The 23409-nt window shown below is 43.8% G+C and carries 23 protein-coding genes and 1 pseudogene; 10 read left to right on the plus strand and 14 right to left on the minus strand.

Annotated features, from left to right (window positions below):
* The first annotated feature begins 99 nt into the window (after window positions 1-99).
* From BuS5_RS15860 to BuS5_RS15885, 6 genes are all read left to right on the plus strand, one after another.
* Window positions 100-522: a hypothetical protein gene (locus BuS5_RS15860; RefSeq protein ID WP_027353641.1), complete on the plus strand. Its 423-nt coding sequence runs from the start codon at window positions 100-102 to the stop codon at window positions 520-522.
* Window positions 523-542: 20 nt separating this feature from the next.
* Window positions 543-2096 (plus strand): apolipoprotein N-acyltransferase, encoded by a 1554-nt coding sequence (lnt, locus tag BuS5_RS15865; protein WP_084445813.1) that lies wholly within the window; start codon window positions 543-545, stop codon window positions 2094-2096.
* Between the two features lie 21 nt (window positions 2097-2117).
* Window positions 2118-3216, plus strand: a protein-coding gene (gene prfB / locus BuS5_RS15870; protein ID WP_157487358.1) for a peptide chain release factor 2 whose coding sequence is annotated in 2 segments (ribosomal slippage) — window positions 2118-2186 and window positions 2188-3216 — 1098 coding nt in all. Because the reading frame shifts where the segments join, the coding sequence is not laid out codon by codon here.
* Window positions 3200-3766: an HDIG domain-containing metalloprotein gene (locus tag BuS5_RS15875; protein WP_027353643.1), complete on the plus strand. Its 567-nt coding sequence runs from the start codon at window positions 3200-3202 to the stop codon at window positions 3764-3766. The genes prfB and BuS5_RS15875 overlap by 17 nt, the downstream gene beginning before the upstream one ends.
* A 328-nt stretch (window positions 3767-4094) precedes the next feature.
* Window positions 4095-4466: a hypothetical protein gene (locus BuS5_RS15880; protein ID WP_027353644.1), complete on the plus strand. Its 372-nt coding sequence runs from the start codon at window positions 4095-4097 to the stop codon at window positions 4464-4466.
* Between the two features lie 109 nt (window positions 4467-4575).
* On the plus strand, window positions 4576-4869 hold the full coding sequence (locus BuS5_RS15885) for a hypothetical protein (RefSeq protein ID WP_027353645.1): 294 nt from the start codon (window positions 4576-4578) through the stop codon (window positions 4867-4869).
* 22 nt (window positions 4870-4891) lie between these two features.
* On the opposite strand, the gene BuS5_RS15890 is transcribed toward BuS5_RS15885, so the two are convergent.
* A complete protein-coding gene (locus tag BuS5_RS15890) occupies window positions 4892-5623 on the minus strand; it encodes a Stp1/IreP family PP2C-type Ser/Thr phosphatase (protein ID WP_035265051.1) in 732 nt (243 codons plus the stop codon).
* Between the two features lie 381 nt (window positions 5624-6004).
* On the opposite strand from BuS5_RS15890, the gene BuS5_RS15895 reads away from it, so the two are divergent.
* The 3 genes and pseudogenes from BuS5_RS15895 to BuS5_RS15905 form a co-directional block, all read left to right on the plus strand.
* Window positions 6005-7660 carry a SidJ-related pseudokinase gene (locus tag BuS5_RS15895; RefSeq protein ID WP_051374698.1) on the plus strand — a complete coding sequence of 552 codons (1656 nt, stop codon included), beginning with the start codon at window positions 6005-6007 and terminating at the stop codon, window positions 7658-7660.
* Window positions 7653-8096, plus strand: a complete 444-nt coding sequence (locus tag BuS5_RS15900; protein WP_027353646.1) for a molybdopterin-dependent oxidoreductase — start codon at window positions 7653-7655, stop codon at window positions 8094-8096. Before BuS5_RS15895 ends, BuS5_RS15900 begins: the two co-directional genes overlap by 8 nt.
* An 84-nt stretch (window positions 8097-8180) precedes the next feature.
* A pseudogene (locus BuS5_RS15905) lies at window positions 8181-8516 on the plus strand (molybdopterin dinucleotide binding domain-containing protein); the annotation flags it as partial.
* Here BuS5_RS15905 and BuS5_RS15910 read toward each other — a convergent pair.
* Both BuS5_RS15910 and BuS5_RS15915 read right to left on the minus strand, forming a co-directional pair.
* A complete protein-coding gene (locus BuS5_RS15910; RefSeq protein WP_027353647.1) occupies window positions 8503-8718 on the minus strand; it encodes a hypothetical protein in 216 nt (71 codons plus the stop codon). The pseudogene BuS5_RS15905 and the gene BuS5_RS15910 sit on opposite strands and share 14 nt — an antisense overlap.
* Window positions 8719-8828: 110 nt before the next feature.
* Entirely contained in the window at window positions 8829-9611 is a 783-nt protein-coding gene (locus BuS5_RS15915) for a transposase (protein WP_232223032.1), read from the minus strand.
* A gap of 149 nt (window positions 9612-9760) precedes the next feature.
* Between BuS5_RS15915 and BuS5_RS15920 the strand changes: the two genes are divergently transcribed.
* Complete coding sequence (locus BuS5_RS15920; RefSeq protein WP_027353648.1) at window positions 9761-9991, plus strand: hypothetical protein; 231 nt, start codon at window positions 9761-9763, stop codon at window positions 9989-9991.
* Window positions 9992-10132: 141 nt separating this feature from the next.
* Here the strand turns inward: BuS5_RS15920 and BuS5_RS15925 are convergent, their stop codons facing one another.
* From BuS5_RS15925 to BuS5_RS15975, 11 genes are all read right to left on the minus strand, one after another.
* Complete coding sequence (locus tag BuS5_RS15925; RefSeq protein WP_274427804.1) at window positions 10133-10960, minus strand: hypothetical protein; 828 nt, start codon at window positions 10958-10960, stop codon at window positions 10133-10135.
* Window positions 10961-10972: 12 nt separating this feature from the next.
* A complete protein-coding gene (locus tag BuS5_RS15930; RefSeq protein ID WP_051374701.1) occupies window positions 10973-11536 on the minus strand; it encodes an RNA polymerase sigma factor in 564 nt (187 codons plus the stop codon).
* A 51-nt stretch (window positions 11537-11587) separates the two neighbouring features.
* Complete coding sequence (locus BuS5_RS15935; protein ID WP_157487359.1) at window positions 11588-13264, minus strand: S8 family serine peptidase; 1677 nt, start codon at window positions 13262-13264, stop codon at window positions 11588-11590.
* Window positions 13265-13288: 24 nt separating this feature from the next.
* Window positions 13289-14179 (minus strand): peptidoglycan-binding domain-containing protein, encoded by an 891-nt coding sequence (locus tag BuS5_RS15940; RefSeq protein ID WP_035265055.1) that lies wholly within the window; start codon window positions 14177-14179, stop codon window positions 13289-13291.
* A gap of 89 nt (window positions 14180-14268) precedes the next feature.
* Entirely contained in the window at window positions 14269-15642 is a 1374-nt protein-coding gene (gene ltrA / locus BuS5_RS15945) for a group II intron reverse transcriptase/maturase (protein WP_036019348.1), read from the minus strand.
* 692 nt (window positions 15643-16334) lie between these two features.
* Complete coding sequence (locus BuS5_RS15950) at window positions 16335-16568, minus strand: hypothetical protein (RefSeq protein WP_027354841.1); 234 nt, start codon at window positions 16566-16568, stop codon at window positions 16335-16337.
* A 266-nt stretch (window positions 16569-16834) separates the two neighbouring features.
* Window positions 16835-18610 carry an ABC transporter ATP-binding protein gene (locus tag BuS5_RS15955; RefSeq protein ID WP_027354840.1) on the minus strand — a complete coding sequence of 592 codons (1776 nt, stop codon included), beginning with the start codon at window positions 18608-18610 and terminating at the stop codon, window positions 16835-16837.
* A 16-nt stretch (window positions 18611-18626) separates the two neighbouring features.
* Complete coding sequence (locus tag BuS5_RS15960) at window positions 18627-19673, minus strand: CDP-glycerol glycerophosphotransferase family protein (protein ID WP_035266321.1); 1047 nt, start codon at window positions 19671-19673, stop codon at window positions 18627-18629.
* Between the two features lie 79 nt (window positions 19674-19752).
* Window positions 19753-20862, minus strand: a complete 1110-nt coding sequence (locus tag BuS5_RS15965; protein WP_027354839.1) for a CDP-glycerol glycerophosphotransferase family protein — start codon at window positions 20860-20862, stop codon at window positions 19753-19755.
* 161 nt (window positions 20863-21023) lie between these two features.
* The gene (locus BuS5_RS15970; RefSeq protein WP_027354838.1) at window positions 21024-22373 is read right to left on the minus strand and encodes an aminoglycoside phosphotransferase family protein; all 1350 of its coding nucleotides are present in this window, start codon (window positions 22371-22373) and stop codon (window positions 21024-21026) included.
* Window positions 22360-23163: a phosphocholine cytidylyltransferase family protein gene (locus tag BuS5_RS15975; protein WP_198012315.1), complete on the minus strand. Its 804-nt coding sequence runs from the start codon at window positions 23161-23163 to the stop codon at window positions 22360-22362. The genes BuS5_RS15970 and BuS5_RS15975 overlap by 14 nt, the downstream gene beginning before the upstream one ends.
* Window positions 23164-23409 lie beyond the last annotated feature (246 nt).

The raw sequence follows: 23409 nt of genomic DNA on the forward strand, positions 1-23409 counted from the left end.
TAATAAAACTTGATAATATTGCAAATAGATATTATCTTTTATAGATTCCTGCAACATGATAGACTTTGAAAATATTTTGACATTTTAAGGAGATAATCGGTGAAACAAAAATTTGTTATGGGGAAAAATAATAAAAACGGATTAGAAATTCAAGAGTATTCAGAGCTGGAAAAAGATCAGTTTTTTCTTGTATATCAATGTGTATACGATAGCGCAGAAATTGAATCTGCAATTGAAAAAGGTAATAAGGACATTATTAAAACATTGCGTAACGATAACTTTTTCCCATATCGGGATTATATTGATCAAATTGCGGAGACGGTGAAAGAAATTTATACTTCAAATATTGAAAATTCCGTTGAAATCTCTTTTGATGACCAGGAATACAACCTTGAAGAGACTGACGAAGTAGAATTATCTGATGAAATTGAGAAACTGCTTGAAGATGATACCTTATTAACCGATGTGACAACCACTGAGAATGAAGGTGTTGTAAAAATCGATAAGCTACAGGAAGATTAGATACCTTTTTGCATAACATATTGAAACATGACAATAATTATATAATCAAGGTCACTTATTCTCTCTTAAGCGGACTACTGCTAACCATCTCGTTTCCCCCGGCAGGATTTCACTGGATTGCCTGGATTGCTCTTGTGCCTTTAATCTTTACAAGCAGGAATCTGTCTTTCAACAGCTCCTTCAGACTCGGATTTATTGCAGGCCTGGTTCACTATCTTACTCTCTTGTACTGGCTTGTGGATACCATGGGTACCTATGGCAACCTTCCCTTATACCTGAGCTGGCCGGTACTATTCCTGCTTGCGGCATATCTTGCTCTATATATGGGACTGTTTTCAGGAATTTTATTTAGGGTCTCTAAAAAGCCGATTGCAGCGCTTGCAATTGCCCCCGTGCTTTGGGTAACGCTGGAATATATCAGATCATTGCTTTTTTCCGGATTCCCGTGGGAGCTGGCCGGTTATTCCCAGTACAAAAACCTGATCATGATCCAGATTTCCGATCTAACAGGCGTGTACGGGGTTTCCTTCCTGATAGTTGTTTGTAATATGACCGCTCTTATAACCCTGCTCTGGCTGACCAAAAAAAAATGGCATGGACAAATTGTTTCCGGAAAAATTGCGGCCGCGGCTTTGACGGCTTTAGCCATTACCGTTGGGTTGACATTCTGTTACGGCAAGCAGCGCTTGATTACGGTGGGAAAAACAATATCAGCCGCACCCACCCGCAAGGTTGCGGTGGTACAGGGAAATATTGAACAGGGAATTAAATGGGATCCGGCCTACCAGGTTTCCAGCGTCCACAAATACCTCAATCTCTCATCCCTGGCCAAATCAGCAAAACCGGATTTAGTGGTCTGGCCGGAAACTTCCGCTCCATTCTATTTTCTTTATGATAAAAAATTATCCGACCTGCTGAAAAACGGAATTCAAAATTTTGAATCAAATTTCCTGATAGGAGCACCGTCATTTATTATCAAAAAAGATAAAATGATAAATTATTTTAACAGCGCATACCTGCTCGGTCCGGGTGGACAAGTCCGTGGTAAATATGATAAGGCACACTTGGTTCCTTTTGGCGAATATATCCCGCTAAAGAGATTCTTGCCTTTTATTGGGAAAATGGTAAAAGGAGTCGGAGATTTTGTCCCCGGCCAAAAAGGGGCGGTTATCCGGCAGGGGAAGCTTGGATTAGGTATCCTTATATGTTATGAACTTATATTTACGGACCTGGCCCGGGCAATGGCCAAAAATAATGCCGATTTACTAATTAATATTACCAACGACGCATGGTACGGCAGATCCAGCGCTCCTTACCAGCATTTTTCGATGGGAGTCTTCCGAGCTGTGGAAAACAGACGTTCCCTGATAAGATCTGCCAACACCGGTATAAGCGGGTTTATAGATCCAACAGGCCAAATTCTGGATCAGACTGATATATTCAAAGAGGCTGTGATTACAAAATCCCTGCCTTTAATGCGCCAAAAAACTATTTATACACGTTTCGGAGACTGGTTTGCCATAACATGTATAATCATAACTATAATCTTGCTTCGTCTTTATATGCGAGATTAATTTAGGGAACCGGAGGTTGCTATGTCCCTGGAATTGAAACAGACCATAAAAAATCTTAATAATAAATTAGAGCAGTTAAAGGAGTATCTTTGACCTTGCCGTCCAGGAAAAAAGACTGGAAGAAATCGAAGCTATAATTGCGAAAAAAGATTTTTGGGACAAACCCGATGAGACCAGGGAGATATTAAAGGAACGAACCCGGCTGTCAGGCAGAATAGATAGTTTTAAGAAACTTTTTTATGCACTCGAGGAGAGCGAAGTACTTTTGAATTTAGCCCTTGAAGAATCCGACGAAGCGACATTACAGGAGGCAGATAAACAGATTCGTGAGATTGCGGATGGAATAAAGCTGTTTTCTCTCGAGCTTATGCTTAATAAACCTGAGGATACAAACAATGCCATCCTCTCCATAAATGCCGGTGCCGGGGGGACTGAAGCTCAGGACTGGGCCGAAATGCTATTCAGGATGTATTCCAGATGGATCGAGCGTAAAAAATTCAAGATTGAAATTATAGATTTTCAACCAGGAGATGAGGCCGGGATTAAAGGTGTCACCTTTACAGCCACCGGGAAGAATGCATATGGGTACCTTAAAACGGAAAATGGAGTACACCGACTGGTTAGAATTTCTCCCTTTAATGCCAACCATAAAAGGCATACCTCCTTTGCTTCCGTTTTTGTATATCCTGAACTGGACAATAAAATTGTTGTGAATATTGAAGATAAGGATTTACGCATTGATGTTTACAGGGCCAGCGGCGCCGGAGGCCAGCATGTTAATAAAACAAGCAGCGCCGTTCGCATAACGCATCTTCCCTCCGGCATTGTGGCACAGTGCCAGCAGGAAAAATCCCAGCACCGGAACAAGGAGATGGCCATGAAAGTGCTCAGGTCACGTCTTTACCAGTCTGAAAAGCAGAAACAGGATGAAAAATTACAGGAAATACATAATGGCAAAGATGATATTGCCTGGGGCAGCCAGATACGCTCCTATGTCCTGCATCCTTATCAAATAGTGAAAGACCACCGCATCCATCTTGACATAGGGAATGTCAACGGTGTGCTGGATGGTGAAATCGACCCGTTCATAGAGGGGGTATTGCTTGCCGAAAAATATTGAATCTCCTTTTGATCCTGTAGAAATAATAAAAAAATTTTACGATCCAGACACCAAAACATATAAGATTCTTCTCCAGCATGGAAAATATGTTGCCCAAAAAGCCCTGGAAGTTGCCGCCGGAATAATGCATCTGAACCCTGATTTAAATTTTATCAGTGAAGCTGCAATGCTGCACGATATCGGCATCTGCATGACCAATGCTCCTGCCCTGGGATGTACCGGCAAATATAATTATCTTTGTCATGGATACCTTGGCCGGGAAATGCTCACTAAAATCGGTCTGCCGAAACATGGGCTTGTATGTGAACGGCATATCGGGGTCGGCATAAAAATGCAGGATATCAAACGACAGAAGCTGCCCCTGCCTGAACGGAATATGGTCCCGATATCCCTTGAAGAGAAGATAATAGCTTTTGCAGACAAATTTTTCTCCAAAAACAGCATGATGTATGCAAAAGAAAAATCTGTTCAAGAGATAAAAAACAACCTGCTTAAGTTTGGCGAGGACAAAGTTGCTATTTTTCAATCATGGGTCGATTGTTGCGGATAACCCGAATTTTACTTAAAATGTTATAGATTTTTAGATAATTAATTTCACAAAAACAGGGATAAAAACAATAAACTTTCCCGGGAAGCTGTTCGTTTTTATAGAGCAGTATAAAATTGTTGCTAAAATTCTATAAAAAATATTATAGACTTCACTCTGAAAAAGATCAACTGGATTATTTTATTTCGTCCTTGTTTATTAGCCTTAATACAGATATTATTAATGAAATATTGGAAATAAATGATGACCGGATCGACAAAGATTTCATCAATTAAAGGCCCAAACTTTTAGTTATTGATAAAAATCATAATCTCAGACAGGAGGAAAAATTATGAAAAAAGTAGTGATCCTGTTATTGATCTTTCTCTTTTCAAGCACAGGTATTATTTTTGCCCAGCCACAAGGCAAAGGCAAGGATTATCAGAATAAGAAAGAATCCATGGCAATTAATGATTTAGAAAAAAGATCTATGCATGAGAGTGTAAAAGAAAGAGAGCGGTTCGAGGGCAAGCAGAAGGAGCTTGAAAAAAAACAAAAAGAGAAGAAAAAAGCAGAAGAGAGATTGAATGAAGAGGGTGAGAGAATAAGCGAGTTTGAGAAAGGTAAACAAGGAAGAAAAGAAGCGGCGCATCAGGAATCTATCGATAAAGGGAAAAAAGAGGGCAAGAAGGATAAGGGAAAAGCCTGGTGGAAGTTATGGTAAACAAATTTTAAGGGAATCGAAGTTGGTGGCTGACTTATGAAACGATAAAAAGTTTTGGAGTCAAGCCTGGCGAATAATTAATAACGATCAACAACAAGGAGGGATTAAGATGAAACACATTGTTTTGTTACTTGGAATGGTCTGCATGCTCGTTTTTTTTGGGTGTGGGCAAGGCGAAAAAGCTGATCAATCCGCTCAAGGTGAATCCAAGGAAGCTGTTGAGGCTGTGACGGATATCTCTGACGAAGCTGCTGATCTTGTGAAGGAAAAAGCCGGGACAGCCGTTGAAACGGTAGAGGAACAGACTGACGAAGCTGTTGAAGGCGTAAAAGAAAATATCGACACGGTTTCTGAGGATATGAAGGAGAAGGCGGCTTCGGCTGTTGAAACGGTAACAAAGTAGTAACAAAGGGCAAAAAGACCCTTTATGGATGAACAATAGATAATACAACTGTTATATTATCGTTGCCCCCGGCTGACTTCGCCGATTCGATAAGCTTATCTGTTTTATGCGATAAGGTGCCGGGCAAACTGAGCACTTCCAGTATAGCTGCATCCGCCACCATGTCCGTCAGGCCATCCGAGCATAGAAGAAATAAATCCCCTGATTTATTTTCTCCCTTTAATATGTCCGGGGCCATACTTTCTTTGACACCTACGGCCCTAAGAATGATACTTCGCATTGGATGGGTCATGGCTTGTTCCGGCTTGATTAAACCCTGATCTATTTGCTCCTGAACAAGGGAGTGATCCTTTGTCTGTTGTTCAAGCTCTTTATTTCTATAAAGATAAATTCGGCTGTCTCCCACATGGCCGATGACAAACCCCTTCTCTGAAAAGGCCAACAATTCTGCCGTGCACCCCATCCCTTCATGATCGGGATTACGGGCTGTATGATCCAAAATTTTTGTATTGCTTAAGCTAAATGCCTTTTGAACCAGCTCCACAGTTTTCTTTTCAGATCTACCCTTATAGTTTAAAAAAACCTCAGCTGCCGTTTCAATAAAAATCGAGCTGGCAAGTTCACCGGCCGCAGCTCCACCCATACCATCGGCTACTGCACAAAATCCGGATTCGGGTTTTATAATAAAAGCATCTTCATTATTAGGCCGCTTGAGACCTGTATCCGATTTCCCAAAAAAAGATGTTTGAAGCATAATATTTAGGCATTTGCTTACCGGCCGGCAAGAGAATCTACATACTTTCGCTTCTCAGGCTGAGACCGTTGAAAAATATTGAATAAAATGATATTTTAAATAGTGCCTGAACGAAAAGATAAAATTGCCATATTTCCGGTAGATTAAGAATGTTTTCCAAATCGAAGTTTTTGAGCCAATAGCTAAAGGCTAACAGCTTTTCGAAAATTTTCGTTTCTTGAATTAATGTTTAAGTATCTGAAATAGTATCTGTTTTTAGTTTTTATTCAGGCACTAAATATGCAACATTTAGTTTTAATAAAATAATTTGATAAGATCAATCTCTTTATCTTTATAGTGAGGACATTACCCCTTTTTTGCATCATCAAAGGAAATTACTGCATGGAAACAGGCTCGAATCATGGCACATATATGAAAGACAGATATATACAACAACTCAAATCAGAATCTGAAAGTGAAATAATTGATAAGACCGCCAACTATACAACAAAATATTATGCAGTTTACCATATCCTGTCCCTCACAGAAAATAATCCCGAAATTATAGACCTTGAAATAATTATGGCAATGCAGGATCTTCTCATAAGTTCAGAATTTTCACAGCAAAGGCGCAGCCTGTTCCTGTTCCGGCTTGCGGCTGAAACCCTCAGCTCCGTAATAATTCACTCTGACAATAAAATTATGGCTGATACAGCCTTTTCAGCCATGACATATGTCATGAAAAGTACCACCACCGGGCATGCTCACAGGGCAACATCAGAGGCAATGAGCGCTTTGCCGTTTTCAATCTACGGACCGGAAATTACAACTAAAAATATAGATACAATTCCTGAAGTAGACTGGCATGAAATACTTGACAAAAATGGTTTCGAGGCTGCCGGCAGCCCCCTTTGCATGGGCAGGAGTATGGTTATTCCTGTACAGCAGAAAGAGAAGCTGCTTGTATTTAAAATGGCTCTTTCAGGGGATTCCCCCAACCTGCTCCGGGAAGAAGCTCTATGGATGGATCATCTTGGATCGGAACAATATTCATTTCCTTTGAAGTTCAGGATTCCTGTGGCAGTCAGGATAAAAAACCGGCATCTGTTCAGATTAAATGGGCAACCTGGTCAATTTCCGGAAAATAAAGATATACATTCCAAAAGATATGCAATCGGTTTTATTGCTGACAAAGATTATTTTAAATATCCTAATGATCCTGAAACAGTAAATAAAATTTCAGATCATGAATTCAGGGAAGTAATATTCAGGAATGCATGGCTGCTTGGCAGGCTGGCCTCGTCGGGTATTATCCATACCGCTCCCATCCCCCTGTTCCATAACAGGGTACAGGCTGGCAGAAGAAGAGATAACGGCCTGTATGAATGGTTTCGTGCAGGGAGAATCGACAGGTGGCTCGATTCATGCGCTTTTCCAAACCTTGGAATTTCGGGTATCAGAGATTTTGAACACCTGGAAAGTTTTCAAGGAAAAAATTTTAACCTTTACAGGTATATCGGAAATCATTTTTTAAGCCTTCTCCTTGTAACCGGCAGTTTTTTTCGTAATAAAAAAAGTGACCTGATCGGTTTCGATTCGGAGGGAAATCCTATAGATGCGCGCTATCTTTTTAATAAATCTTTTTTAAAGGAGCTGGTAAACGGTATATTCCTAAACTATTACAATGGATTTGTAGGAACTGACTTTCGAGGCGATCTCCCTATAAATTTGAATAAACTGGTAAACAGGATGATCGAAGAGATGGGAGTCGATCGATATATGGAGGAGGTATTCAGAATAGCGGATCAGATTGAAATGACAAAGGATCAGTACATATCTTTTTTAAGAGAAAAAAAAATTTTTGATGATAATAATAATCAAATAGATTTGCCTGAACAGGGGAAAAGAGATATTATAATTCAGAGTGGTCCCCATTTGGGCGGTTTTAACGAAGCAATTTCATTACCCGAACTTATCGATGCAAACAGGGTTATGTCTGCTTTGTGTATCGCGGGAAAATATTGGAAGAAAAAAGAGGCCGGGAATATGTATGCCTGATGATTTAAAATGTATAAAGACACATTGCGCAAGAATGGATCACGGCGGGTGCGATGTCCTGGTTGGTGTTCGTGATAACAAAATAGTAAAAATCAAGGGCGATCCAGGGGGGTATTTAAACAAGGAATATATCTGCACCAAGGCTATTGCTTCACCAGACAGGCTGACCCACCCTGACAGATTAAAATATACCTTGAAAAGAAGCGGAAAACGCGGCCAGGGGAAATTGAAAAAAATATCATGGGATGAAGCCCTGGACGAAATTGCAGAAAACTTTTTGAACATAAAAGAAAAATACGGGGCTAAAAGCGTGGCCTTCGGAGTCGGTATGCCCAAAGGTCTGGAGCATTTTATTTTAATCCGCCTGGCCAATATTTTCGGTTCACCCAATATCATCGCGTCCCAGGATGTGTGTGCCATGCTCCCCGTGAAATAACAGGCTTGCATACATGCGGATTCTATCCTGTGGCTGATCTGCGCCATAAAAGCGGGCTGGTAATATTGTCTCCATTCCTCTTGCAGGTGGATTAAAAAATTGCATAAAAAGAGACCCGAACCTAAAGTAGAGATACACCCTGAAACTGCTGAAAAATATGGAATCAACGAGGGTGAAACTGTTATCATTAAAACAATCCACGGGGAAATTCGCCAGACCGCCTGCAGTACAGATACCGTCGAACCGCGGGTTATAAATGCATCACACGGATGGTGGTTTCTGGAAAAGGGAGCAGATTCTGTTTACGGATGGAAAAAATCGAATTTCAATATCCTGACTTCCACAGCTAAATTAGGCAAAGAATTCGGAACCTCCAACTTCAAAGGGATACCTTGCCGGATAATCTTTAGTCCTGGATAGAGATGGCGCCGGATTCCTCAATGACCACGGAAACCCCCTTAAATGTTTCAGGAATTATACCAGAAAGTTTAGACGGAGAACATGAAGCCAAAACGATGATACACTCCTTTCCATCCTTTTCTCCTTGGCCCACTCCCTCAACTCCATCGAATTCTATCCATTCACTTGCTTCATTTATAGCTTCTATAATTTTTAATCCCATAACTATTGAACTCCATACCTAAAAACATAACATGATTGATATCATACCATAAAAGAATAGAAAGGGGGAATAAACGCCTCCCCCTTTCCTTTTACATTGGAACATAATGTTTAGACGACCCTGATACCGAGGAGACGCTGGACATACCTGATGTCGTTATGGATAGTAACCCTTGAAGATCCCGCAAAGAGCAGTCCAACAGCGTTTTCATTCAAATCGCACAAAAGGCTTCCGGAATCGCCCCCCGCTGACATGTTAGTAGTAATAATCTGTCGTACCATTCTAGCCACACGGCTACCACCATAATTTACATTAACTGTAGCATTGATAGCCGTTACCCTGCCTGTTGTATAATTAGTCGTTCTACCGGTTTTTTGCACTATCTCGCCTACTCTAACAGCTCTCACTCCTTTGACATATCCAATCCAGTAGATCTGGCGATCAAGATCATGAAACTGGCCTTCAGCAATGGCTGCATCAACATAATTGGATGAACCACCAAAACGGATAGAAACATATCGGGATAAACGGGCAATTAGATCTCTGGGATATCTTCCACCATCATACGGACCTGGTTGTAGAATAGGATTGCCAATCCTGGCATTGTTTGAATTGGCCAGGACATGGTTGTTGCTCAGAGGGATATTTTTTGAAAAAAAACGTTGTACCGTACGATAGCTCCCTCCTTTCTCAGTCCAGCGACTGATGCTCAGCATGGTAATCCTACCTGTCATCATCAGCAAGGCTTGACTGATAATCAGAAAATGACGGTAAGTGTTTGCGTCAAGTAAGGGGTGCATACAAGTTAAAAGCGTGGTAATTTCATTCATGAGCAGTTCTTCCTTATAATATGCTTTGTAATGATCGCATATCATAACACAATAATTGCTCATTTTTCATCCCCAACTAAATTTTAGTTTGGCGAAGGTATTGAACAGAGCATAACATTTATATTTTTTAAAATCATGCAGGCTCACCGGAAGGACACGCCATAAAAGCTCTCACTACTGCTTTCCTAAAATGGCAGCAAGATCAACTAAAATTGGAAGCCCTGGGCAAACCAGGCACCTGGCAGATATACCGCCGAAAGCTTAAGGTTATCAATCGGAACAAATTGATTGTCTTTGCAGATGACTACTTCGGCATCTTCCCGTCACATGAAGTTTTCATGCTGGCAAATGTTTCTGTGCGTGATACGGAAAAAAAACTCAATATCACTCGAGACCAAATCTACGCCAAGTACACTGAATTGCTGCGCGATAAAAAATTCTAAAAAAAAACAAAGTTTTTTTGCGGCCAACACATCTTCGCCATATTCCTTATATCGGAGTTTTAGTCAAAAACGCTCGAAACGAACGTCCCCTAAAACACCCTAAACACTTAGCATATCAATTATTATTTGTAAACTGTAAAACTAAAGTGCGTCCCCTAAAACATTCTCGGATTTCTCTGGCCGGGTAACCCATCCCCCGCGCATGAGATCCTCCTCCTGTTCTATGGTTAAGGGAGGCGCTGACATCAGTTCGGAAAAAATCGTCGCTGCAAACTCATCGTCGCCCGCGGGAACATAACTGTTTTCCATGTCTGCCGGAAAAAAATCAGAAGGCTCGGGGGTGACGGACACCCTGGTCAACCAATCCCCTGACCCTGTTCTACAGGCTACGCCATACGACAGCAGGCTGCTTCCGTTTTCCGAATGGACAACCTCGTATTGCCGGCAGTAATGCCCATGTTGGTCCAAAAAGGTGGCGATCGGGGTCACACGGGCTTGCCGGTCAGTGGCATTAAAACTCACACCGCTGACCGTGGTCTCCATCCCACGGCTAAAATCTCCGCCCTGAAATATGGGTGAAAACACGGTCAACTCCGGCCTTGAGAGACGGGCAGCAAACCAGCCTGTTCCGATTCCGATTATAAGAATCATGGAAAACGCCAAGGCGTGGATTGGCTGCCAGGAAGTCACCTGAAGCCATGATGCGATGCGGTCCATAAATCGGAGACGATGATCGTCAATCTGAAAATCTTTGATTCCGTCAATAAGGTGTCGGGGGACCTCCTCATGGAACGGGGCGTCATACACCTTCTGAAGAAGGGTTGTGCTTTCCCTAAAGATTTCAGTTCGTTGTCGTGCCTTGGCGTTTGTTCGCAAGGCTTTTCGAACCTCCTCAGTCTCAAGGTCGTCAAGTTCACCGTCCACATAAGCCATCAATTTTTCATCGGTCAGTTCGGTCATAAGCCTCACCTCACTCTTCTGCTAATGCGATCCTTTTATCGCTTTGTTTCCGTTTACCAGAGTATTCAGCTTGACACGGGCACGGGCCAGGCGGCTCATGACCGTACCCACCGGGACATCAAGGGTCATAGCGGCTTCCTTGTACGACAAGCCATCGACGCAGACAAGCGCCAAAACTACTCGGCTGCTTTCGGAAAGTTGCTCCATGGCCTGCATCACATTATCGAGCATCAGCTTGGCCCCTATTCTAATGCTACCATTGTCGGCCGCCCCCCCGGCATCATACTCTTCGTTAAAACTGGAATGATGGGTACGGAAACGTTTTGATCTCAATGAATCAACCCTTAGTGTATAGATGATCCTGAACATCCAGCTGTCCATGCGTGTGCCGATCTTGAATTGTTCCTTACGGCCCAGAGCGCGTTCGCAGGCCGCCTGCACAAGATCATCGGCGTCAAACCGATTTGATGTCAAAGTGTAGGCAAATCTTCGCAGCCGTGGCAAAAGATCAATCATCTGCTGCCGGAATGTATCCGCTTCTCCCGTATTGATCATTGCAAACAATATAAGCCAGCTTATGCTCATCAAATTTCCTCACCGAATCTCTTTAGAGATATGACCTTTTATCTATTCAGGTTATTCAGGCTGTAGGCTAAGGAACGGGCAGCGAACCAGCCCCCAACCGTATATCGAATCCTTGCCGGGAGGACCCAGGTCAAGCGCTCTTTTCTTGGACACTTTACGAAGAGCCTTATGTCCCTGCTCCATCCCGGACCGGTTAAACTGCTCGGCGGCCATGGCAGTAAAATAGGCTGCGGCGTAAGAAGTACCGCTACGGAACCGGCCCCGTCCGTCAATACAGGGAGTCCAGATGCCGACACCCGGAGCCGCAAAATCAATGTACCAACCCCGGTTGGCTCTGGAATAAGGGCGTTGAAACCGATCAACGGCGGTAATGGCGATAACGCCCTTACTGGCTGCCGGGTACGCGGGAGACCCCTGAGGGCCGTTATTGCCGGCAGCCGCGACAACGACCTTTTCTCGTTGCAGTACCTTCTCTATCGACCTTTCAAGCACTTTGTTTTTCGGACCGCTCAGGCTCATGTTGATGACGGAAACATCCTGGGCCACCAGCCAGTCAAGAGCTCTGGCAATCAGCATCGCCGAAGTCTGCACGCGGCCTGCCTGATCGATAAAAAATGTACCTGCCGCATATAAAATAGCCTCCGGCATCAAGCCGGGGAACTGACTGTCGGGCTTACCGATGAGCAGTGATGCAACAGCAGTGCCGTGCTCCGTGCCGGCTGAATTATGTTCATCGACAAAAGAGCTGGTAAAAATATGCCGGTCCACCATGCATGGCGTCTGGGTGTCGACCGCAGTATCAACTATGCCGATTCTGATGCCCCTGCCTTTGAATTCACTGGTCGTCCAGTTCATTATTTTAAGGGGATAACAACGAATATCATTACATTTTTCTTTATCCACGGCAAGCTCGTAATAATGATTGATGTCAAATAAAGTTTTGCTTTTGCTTTTCTGTAATTCACGCAGAACGTCCCGTACCTCGATCCCTGGTTCTGTTCGAAAACGAGTGATCTCCAGATTAAGTTTTTTAAGATTTATTTTTTGTTCCAGGCGCAAACCGAGACGCATTGCCTCTTTAAGCCCGGTCTCATCCACGTTCACAGCAAGAATAATCTCCGGTTCATAATAGTCTTTAGAGGTAGATGACGGAAATACAACATGCACTTTCTTAAGCATTGTTTGTTTTGTAATTTTGTCCCGGGTTGAGTTGACGTCAACCTCTTTATCCCTGTCCGAGTTGACGTCGTCATCATCATCATCGTCATCGTCATCATCGTCATCATCGTCATCATCGTCATCGTCGTGGTCATCGTCAGCATCATCGTAGTGGTCAGCATCATCGTCGTGGTCATCGTCAGCATCATCATCGTCGTCATCATCGTCAGCAGCAGCACCATCAGTGTCGTCGTTAGCATCATCGTCATCGCCGCCATCAACAACATCGCCGAGATCATCATCAGCGGCATTATCATCGCCGTCATCAGCGTCATTCTCGAAACCATCATCGTCGTCAGTATCAGCATCATCGAAGTCAGCATCATCGCCGTCATCGTCATCGAGGTCATAATCATCGCTATCGCTATCATCATCATCGCCGTCGTCAGCATAGGCTAATTGCACTCCGCTGAATTCAATCGTACCTCTATCAACTATAGCGATAGATATCTGGAATACTTTGATGATTACCAGCAAGCTAATTAGAAATAAAATACATCTTTTCATCATATTACCAATAACTCAGCTTAACTCCTAATTCGATTGTTTGGAAGAAGTCCCGGGATCTTCGGTCTTGTTCGAACGTAGTGAGAGCATGGCGTAGACTACTGCTGAGGGTCGACCATTAACAGGATAGCCTTCATCGGTTTGAAAACGCATTAAGGCGCGCGAGCTACGTTCAGCCCACTTGCCATCCGCCGGACCAGGATCGTAGCCCGCTTTTTTCAGCGCAAACTGCATTGCTTTGATGTTACCACCAGGCAAAAGCGATTTGTACTCTTCCAGTTTTTGCCTGAATTTTTGAGGATTAGCCCACCCTGCTTCGATACAGGATCGACAGTTGATTCCGAAATAACGTGAAAGATGAATCATTACTGCCGCTTCTGTGATACGCCGCTGTGCGAACTGCGGGCCTTCATTCAAAGTGCTGGATAGATCCAACTCAAAAAAGTCATCAGCATCTTCGACCCTCAATAGGACTTCCGTGTCATTGCGGCTAACAGCTAAACTGATCGCTGATGCATGCAGTACCAGTCCGTTTACAACCGAAACGAAATCGCCGGCAATCACGTCGAACCGTTGCTTTGACCAGATACCGAACTGAAAATCACCAAGTCGCGCATTAAATCCGCCGCCCTTTTTTTTAACATACCTATCATCCTGGGTCCATGCACCCGAAAGCACCAGATAGTTCGATTTTTTATCCGCGTCCTCAACCTTATCTGTTGTCGAACGAATTCGGTTGGTCCCAAGTTTATTAATTGCTGTGTGGATCCACCACTGTGCACCATGACTGAGCCGACGATCCTCATATCTGCGTGGGACCGTCTGATCCCTGATCTTGTCAACATAGACGGTCTCCAGGTAGGAGCATCGGTTACCCGACGCCCCCCCTACAGACCCGTACGTGAAGATTTCCCTCATACGGTTCCTCGGTTCAAATCCTTTTTACCGGATTATCAACCAAACAGGCGACACCCCGTTTGGCGTATAACTTTGCAGCCCTTACGGCATCAAATATTATGGACTATTCTGGGTAATGGCAGTGGGTATGTTGTGCGCAAGTCCTCGAACATTACTTCGCCCTTGTGACTTCTTCGGCTTAACCATCGACGCCATGCTTTCTCAGTATATTCAAACACAACTTCCAGCACTTTGTAGTTACTTATTACTCCAAAGTACTGGTAAAAACCTCGCAGTTTACTGCAAAGAATCTCATACTGCTCGGCCATTGGCTTATGACGGTTATCCTTGCACCATATCCATATTCTCTTCATAAAACGGCTTGAACGCTTTCTTGCCGTCTTTTTCTTTATTACCATGTACCCTTTTAATGATTTTGACCAGTAAAATGTAAACCCTAAAAAATCAAACGTCCCGTTTCCCTTTCCGCTAATGCGTTTGGAAAATCGAATCAGTTTTGTCTTTTCCGGGTGAAGTGACAGCTCGAACTGTTCGAACCGCCTGGGTAATACATCCATGACACGCAATGCGTCTTTTTCATACTCGAACCCGAGGATGAAATCATCCGCCCAGCGTATGATGGAGCATCTCCCTTTCATCCGGGGGATCACTTCTTTCACGTACCAGTCATCTAAAACATAATGAAGAAAGATATTACTGAGCACAGGGGAAATTACTCCTCCCTGTGGAGTGCCCGTTTCAGAGTACGTCAGGTTGCCTTCCTCCATTACGCCTGCATTCAACCACTTCCCTATCAGGCGAATCATTCCGCCGTCACTTACTCTCCGACGTATCATGTCTTTAAGTAACTCGTGATTAATATTGTCAAATAGTCCTGTAATATCTGCGCTTACTATCCAGCTGATATTCTGCTTCAAGCATTGCTCACGTAAATCTTTGATTGCCATGTGTTGGCTCCGACCTTTTCTGAATGCATGGGAAAAATTGTAAAAATTCCTGTCAAATATGACATTCAATATGGCTGCTGCTGCTTTCTGGACAATTTTATCCTCAAGTACAGGTATGCCAATTGGACGCTTTTTCCCTCCTTCCTTGTCTATCCAGATACGCTTTACAGGAGACGCAACGTACTGTCCTCTCCGCAGTCGTTCATACAGATTATAGAGGTTTTGATCAAGATTTTCGGCATACTCCTTTGCCGTAACCTTGTCCACTCCTGCAGATTTGCTTTTCCGAATTTTACGAAAGGATTGTTTCAGTAAATCAAAGTCTATCCGATGGACTACTGATGTAAATACCAGTTCAGGATTACTTTGAGCAAGCAGCTCGATTTTGATAAGGGATGACCCACCTGTTAACACCGGTGGTTGTCCCCATTCTATCGGTCTGGAATTGCAAGCGACCGTTCTTGCAATTTCTCGGCTTTTTGTTGATATGGTTTGTGACATCTGTGTATCTCCCATAATTCCTGCCAAAAAAACGTTATACCCTGCTTCACCTTCCCTGCAGTGGGTCGCTTGGGCATCACTTCCCCACCTTTCCGATCAAGATAGTTCAATTCTTAATCATCGGTACTATGATCTGCTAAGACTTCCGAATGTTTATCTCAGGTTCGTTCGCTCTTCGCTATCCTCCCCTGATACCTTGTATCGCCCATCTTTTAATGTTTGTGTTTCTGCCAATGGCAGACTCGTTGCAAGGCGGGACATTCCTATGCAACGCCGGGATTTCGCTTGCGCTGGATTTCCTGTTACCGTTCTTTTTACCCAAGGAAACATCCGGGTCTCCCAAGTTCCCGAGCTACCCCTTTGAGTACATGCCCTGGTCTAAGACCCCGGTGGTGTCCTGAATACTTGCCTTAGCATATTCAGGACTGCTGCCTTCCGCTGTCTCCAAAGCGTCGGCTTTTTCCTGCAAGCAGGATTATCACAATGACCACAACCATACATTTTTCGGGGCTCAATACAGAGCCTGCAATCTTGCTCCGTCCAGCTCCAGACTCCCGTTACCGGGTTTACCTGTGGACTTCGCTACTGACCTGCTGGTTAGTCTTTAGTCAGGTGGGACTATCTTAACATCAATGCCAGAGCAAGCCCTGCAGAGATGAAGGAAACAAACCGTTTCCCGAGCACCCACTTGGTAACAATATCGAGTTTCAAAGACCTTGTGTCTTATCCCAACGATTCGGATTTATCTTGGCACGAAGAGGCGGTTTGTTGGTTTGATCAATCAATTCACCGAGACAGGCCAGTCCTAGTGAGTATTCAGTCATCACTGGAGAGACTTGTCCCAGGCTGGTAGCTGGATAATCATGGCTCATGGTAGTACAACCAGCAGTTCCTAAGGCAATTGCCATGGCAATCACGACGGCAAATAAATTGTATTTCATTTCCTTTACTCCTTTGTATTATAGGAGCCCCAAGTATCTCCATAATGCGTTGGTCATAGCTTACGATATTGAGGGCATTGAAGGGGATAGCACCTTTGTAAGTAACGGCCATAGCTACGCATAGCCACAACGAAACATGAACTTTTCTCACAGAGGCACAGAGGTTTTTCTCTGCGAGCTCTGTGAGAGGCTTTCATATGAAGATATACTCATAATTTTATCTGCTAAGATATACATTCTATCAGGTATTTGAACAAGTAAAAAAATCATATAAATTCAGCAGTGAAGCGTCCATTTGAGAAAAGTTTTCTATAAATCTCCGACTGTTCCAGCAACTCCGGATGTGTGCCTTCAAGGATCACCCTGCTGCGCTCCATAACAACGATTTTATCTGCATGCCGGATTGTTTCCAGGCGATGGCTGGCGATCACAATTGTCATTTTCTTCTTCAACTCAAGGAGCGATTGCAGGAGGATGGCTTCCGAATCGGCATCCAGCGAGGACGTTGGCTCATCCATGAGCAGGATTTTGGGCCGGTTAATCAGTGCGCGGGCAATGGTTATTCTTTGGGCTTCCCCACCTGAAAGACTCGTCCCGCCCGGCCCAAGATAGGTATCAAGGCCATCCTCAAGCCGTTCGATAAACTCCTGTGCGGAAGAAAATCGGCAGGCAGCCTCGACCTCCTGTCGAGAGGCATCAGGCCTTGCCAGGCAAATATTTTCATATACCGTTCCACTGAAAAGCACAGGACTCTGAGGCACTACCGACATCTGCGAACGTAGGGACTTTAAAGTCACTTCATTGATAGCTTGATCGTCTATAAGCACGTTGCCCCGGCTCGGATCATACAGCCTGACCATGAGTCTCAGCAGAGAGGATTTTCCTGAACCGCTACCCCCTACAATTGCTATAAGGCTATGGGGCTCAAGCGTCAAATTAATATCCTTGAGCACGGGCTGACTTCCGTATGCGAACGAGACGTTACGCAATTCCATACGACCTTTGCTAATAGAGATTGAATGTGCGTTTTGCTTTTCCCGTATCGAAGAAGGGGTGCCGAGTACATCATAAATCCGTTCAAGGCTTACAAGCCCGCGACGGTAAGCCTTGACAATACCTGTAAACAGCCGAAAAGGACGATATGCATATTTGACAAAGCCGGTGAAAACAACAAGTGTACCGATTGTCATCTCTCCGTCTATCACCAGCAATCCACCCCGCCACCAGGTGAGTGCAAAACCGATGCCTGTCAGCAGCCAGACCGTACCCCTGAGAAGAGCAGTAACCCTGTTTGCGTGAAGTTGATCCACTTCGAGACGATCGGTTTTGCCGCCCAGGCGGTCGATCGAGGTTATTTCGCTGTTTAAGGTCTGAATTATCTCAATGCCATCTAAATTTTCTTTCACGGCACTCATCAGATCAGAATCAGTCTCCCGGCTTTTCTGGGTCGCAACATGAAGCTTTTTTTCTAGATAACGTGAGATGAGCTGTTGCGGTGGAATTACTGAAAGTGCAATAACCGTGAGAATGGGGTCAATGAGGACAAGCATGAGAATGGGGTATCCCGTGCGTAGAAAACTTGTGAAAGTCTGTACGAAAACCCTTTCCATAAATGCTCGAGTAGTCGCGGTATCCCTAAGAGTACGGTCGAGCAGATCACCGGAACCGTATTGATGGTGAACGTCCAGGGAGAGAAAGGTTATTTTTTCAATAAGCTTTTTTCGAAGTTCAGTTACGAAGTTGCGGCTCAGCTTCGCTGATGAGTAAGTCCACGCATATGCGCTTAAGCCTCGAAGAAAGGCAACCACCAGAAGCCCGATTGCCGCAATTTGCAACACAACCAGAGGACTTTCCGGAAACCAGTTGAGCCCGTACATTGAAACTTTTTCATTTGTCATGCCATCAATGATTATTCCTGTAAAAATCGGCACCTGCATTGGCGCAAGCTCATGAATGGATCGCCAGAAAAGCGCGGAACCAAGCAATAGTTTTTGCTTTTTCAAATATGATATTGCAACACGAATTGACGAATGATTTTTCATTATGTAATCCTTTTTTTTAAGCTGGCTTTAAGTGGGTAGTTTCCAGGATTTGTTCAATCTGATATAGACCGAGTTGTGTTGCTCCATTATCCCTGGGTTTATATACGCTGTAGCTGAGTATGGCCTCACGGATATCATGGTAGCAATCGCTGCGCAAATTTGTATCGATTACGTCCTTAAGCTCATTTATTTGATTGCACAAGTGACCGCACTGCCACAGATAGGTTGTCGACATAGGGTCGGCGCTGGGTTGCAGAATATCAGGCTGAGGGTTCAAAAAGACCATCGGACGATCGAAGTAGAGCCACTCGTAGCCGGATGCGGAGATATCACCGATGTAAAGATCGGACTGATGAAACCACGGCATAACATTTCCGGAACGGACAAGTCTGACATCGTGAATATCCTGTAATTTGTTTACAATTTTACGGTCGAATAATTTACGGCTATGATTGAATATGTTCGGGTGGGGTTTGATGATTAAATTATAATCGGCAACGATCTGCTCAATTACCGCAGTGTTATCCAGAAAAAGCTCGATAGAGCTGATATTGCCTTTGCGCCACGTCGGGCAGTATATCACGGTTTTTCTGTCGTTTTCAAAAAGCCTTGGTACTGTGACGGGATCGTCAAATTTAGGATAGCCGATTACGCTCCACCGCATGTTATGATTGTTGCCGTTCTGTTTCAGTCGATCCACCTGCCTCCGTCCTGCACACAGGCAACATATATAGTTATTAAAATCTCTTCTATATGTGAATGGTTTATCCGACATCCCGTGAAATATCTGTACTGCACGAGTCCGTTCAGTGCGCTCTTCAGGACGGAGGAAGGTTGGAGTTAATACCAGATCGTAGCTATCCAGATCATGGTTTTTCGTTAGCAGGTGAGTGTAACCATTGTACTCCTGAAGTTCTTCACAGTCAGAACTGAACCAGCGAACGACAAGAAAATTATCGTGCATGCCCTGCTCCAGGAAATAATCGAGGTAGGGTTTAATGGCTGCAAAGTAATGCTGATTCCCGCAATGCCTTAAATAATAGGCTATTTTTTTTGATTTCATTTTGGTTTTCATCACCTTTACCTTTGATCTGAATAAAAATATCGACACGTCTCTTTTGGAAAAGCGTTCAATTCCGGCATTAGTAGTTTGTCGGCGTTTTTTCCTGCTTATTCAGGTAACGCTCAGTAAACCAGTTCATCGCGGCTTCAGTGGCGCAACCGTGGTTGTAAAAAAGATCTTGAGCAATCCTGGTACGGATTTCCGCTAAACCTTCCGGTTCAGCAAGACTTTTTGCAACAACACCCACCACCTCTTCGGGTCGTTCCACCAAAAGACCACCCCTGCGGCCCCAGCTCTCGTTATCAATGAGAGCAAGTTTTTCTTTCGTTACTTTAATCAATTCCGGGACATCAAGAAAAACAATGGGCCGGTTGAGCAGGGTGTATTCATTAGCTACCGAAGAGGCATCGGTAATGAGAAGATCTGCAAGATACAGCAATGGAATAACGTCATGCTCACGAGCAAGGCGAACATGATCTCCTTCCAGGGGAGTCAGTTCCTCGAACCAGTCGATGGTCTCATTTTTAGGGTGATCATGTGGTTTGATCAACAAATCGTACTTACCGGTCTCAGCCAGGCGGAGAATTACTTCTTTCCCCATGGTTTCGAGAGAGTTATGAACTTCTCCTGTCGGAGCGAAAAGCATCACTGGTCGATTCCCCGTGAATCCGTACTGCTCAAGTAGAATTTTTCGGTCAAGTTCCCCGTTGAGTAAAGGATCTGTCTTTGAAAAACCGATGGGAACTGCCCGTGGATCATTTTCCAGTAAAAGTCCTGTCTCGTTAAATAATTTTTGCATATGATGACCAATCAGAAATAAAACGTTGTAGGCGAGATTTCCGGCCTTCACAGCGCGGTTACGAAAAGATACCCCATGGAACAGTTGAACCCGGGTAGTAAAATTCATCAGTGGCACGAGAATAGTTGAGCTGGCTGAAAAGAGAAGATCAAACTTACGATTTTGTATATCTTTAAGAAAAAGGATTTTTTCACCGGAAATACCGAAAGGCTCATACATCTTTTTGGCGTTGTAAACTTTTTCATTTTCGGTTTTTGTCCGTAAACCTCCTGATACGAAAACTTCAACCTGGGGAATTTTAACCAGCCGGTCGTAGATCCGTTTAAAACATACAAAGTGTACTGGGGCGTATCCAGTGAATAATACGGTAATTTTTTTGGATTCATTCATGTTGTAATCTCCTGTTTATTTATTAGTTAGATTTAGCGATTGTTAACTGATAGTATAAATTTTTTTTTGATAGGATTTACAGGATAAATAAAAATCTTGTAAATTTTGTTTATCCTGTCAGGAAAAATCCTGCCGAAGGCGGCTAATTTAATCAGCACCATTCAGCTCTTTTTGTTAAGGGCAGGCAGGTTCATGTATCGACTGCGGCCATGCACCAACCGTTCGGCTTCTTTTACTACGAAGGTCAACTGCCCGATCCAGTCTTTGGGCAACTTTCTTAATGATGAGATTTTGCCGCGCATAAGAAGCTGCGCAGTCACGTGCCAGCTAAGCCATTGTCGATTAATCTGTTCTCCTACTTCGTCCTGGTAACCCTGAAGCAGCGCGTCAGTACAATTTTGTACATCTGAAGAAGCCAATCCTTCAGTGCCGCCAAGAAAGAGGAGGTGGGCGATTAACCGGCCGACGTCATAGAGTGGATCCCCGCAGCAAAAAGCATCCCAATCAACGATTCCAATATTTTTTTGTCCATAAAGGATCTGATCACCGAAGAGATTACCGTGGATGGACATTCTTTTTGGTATAGGGAGATACTGATATGCATCTGCAAGAATTGCTGTAACTGCATTGAGTTGTACTCTAAGTTGAGGTAGGGCCAGCTTAACTTCGCCCATATGAGAGCATATAGCGTCAATTTCTTTTTCCGGATTTCTCAGCATCTCGGGTTTAGCCTGGGATTTATGCAGTTGACCCAGGATTCGTCCAACCCTGGCAAAGGCTCCGGGAATAGCCTTTTGCATCTCTTCCGTGAAAGTTTTGCCCGGGATCTCCGTCATTAAGAGTGCTCGACACGACGGATTATAGGAGATTAATTCAGGGACAATAAAGTCAAGTTTGCCCTGCTTTGAAATTTGCATGATTTGCCGGTAGTTGTTTGAAACTCGTAGCGCATCAGTCTTGTTAAATAGCTTGACAAAGTAACGGCGGTGAGTTCGTGGATGCTCCCAGGTAAGAATTGCCCGTTTTCGTGGCACAAGACGAAATAAGTTGAGAGGGGAATCACGAAACGCTCCTGGCTTGTTTTCTGTTTCCGGTAAAAGGAGGCAGCGAAAATTATCAGGCTCCATCAGCTCCTTGAGCTTTCGCAATCTGGGAACATCGGGCAATGCCCAAAGTACGGCCCGCCATTTTGGAATAAAAAGTGGCGGCCGTTCATGGCGGCGAGAGCGCTCTTTTTTGACTCTGGCTCGAGCGGCTTCAATATCAGAGTAAATCTGGAGAAATAAATCAATTTTTTTCTGCGATTGGCCCCCGTTTCTATAGATGACACAGGCCTTCAGCATTACCCTGCCGCCTCTGAAAGGTCTGTAATGGGTCCAATTCGACTTTACTTTCACAATAGTAATCCTCTTAGACCATTGTATCCATGCACTGGAAATCACTTCCTCCAGTAGCCCTGGAGTCCGAACTTGCTGAATGGTTTGGAAAATTGAATCATCAGTATGAGACATGGTTGCCCCCTTGGAGCCGTTCCGGATTCGAATGGACCGGCAGCTCAAATACCTGATTGTAGGGTGGTAAATTAATGGCCTTCCGTATCTCCGGCCAAACACTTCCTGTTGCATTCTTCAGATCTTCGGCATAATCGATTTCAACCCACGGTAAACCGGCGATATCTATGCAGTTGATCGCTTTTTTACGGGCAAATCCCTCGAAAGCTGCCGGTGCCCATTGATTAACGCCTCCAGTTGACAGCGCTTTTTCAACCTCCCTGAAAAGCAGTTTGGTCTCTGATGCCTGAAATTTTAGAATACCGAGACTTTCGCCTTTTGATTTTTCTATTACGGCAAACGATTTACTGATATGCCTTAGTTTGTTTCCTGCCAGTTCCACCTTCATACTCTCATCGTCGGTGCCTGAAGTTGAATCGTATACAAGTGAATTCCCGGGATTAACAGTGAGATGCCAAAAGATATTTGGGTGTGCCAGAACATCACTATTAATTACAACCAGATCATCATTGACCCAGTCTCGAGCCAGCCACAGTGAGTAGAGACTGTTCGTCTCAGCATATCTTGCGTTGTTTATATAGTGACAATGATCTCCGATAGTAGATCGGATCATGTCACCCTCATATCCAATAACTATGCAGATGTCTTTGATGCCGAAATAGCGAAAAATTGAGATCTGATAATTTATAAGGCGAGATTTATCCAGTTTTATTAAGGCTTTTGGCTTGCCGTTATTGTACTGCTCTAACCGTGAACCTTGTCCGGCTGCAAGAATGATAGCTTGCATCATATTAGTATTCCTCCTGTATCTCATGGTGAGCTTGAGTGCTTGTTTTGTAAAAAAGCGTCTTACCTGAGATAACGAAGAAAGCGGCAAGTTATTCCATTTTATTTTTCAATACCTTCGCCATTTTTATTTTGACTTGAGTTGCTATCTATATATTGTGATATACTTACTGTAAAGGCGCAATATATTGTGTGTAAAGTCGTAGTCTAAAGCCAAGTTTTCAATTTGGCGAAGGTATTGATAATTATA

This window comes from Desulfosarcina sp. BuS5 (assembly GCF_028752835.1).
Lineage (GTDB): Bacteria > Desulfobacterota > Desulfobacteria > Desulfobacterales > BuS5 > BuS5.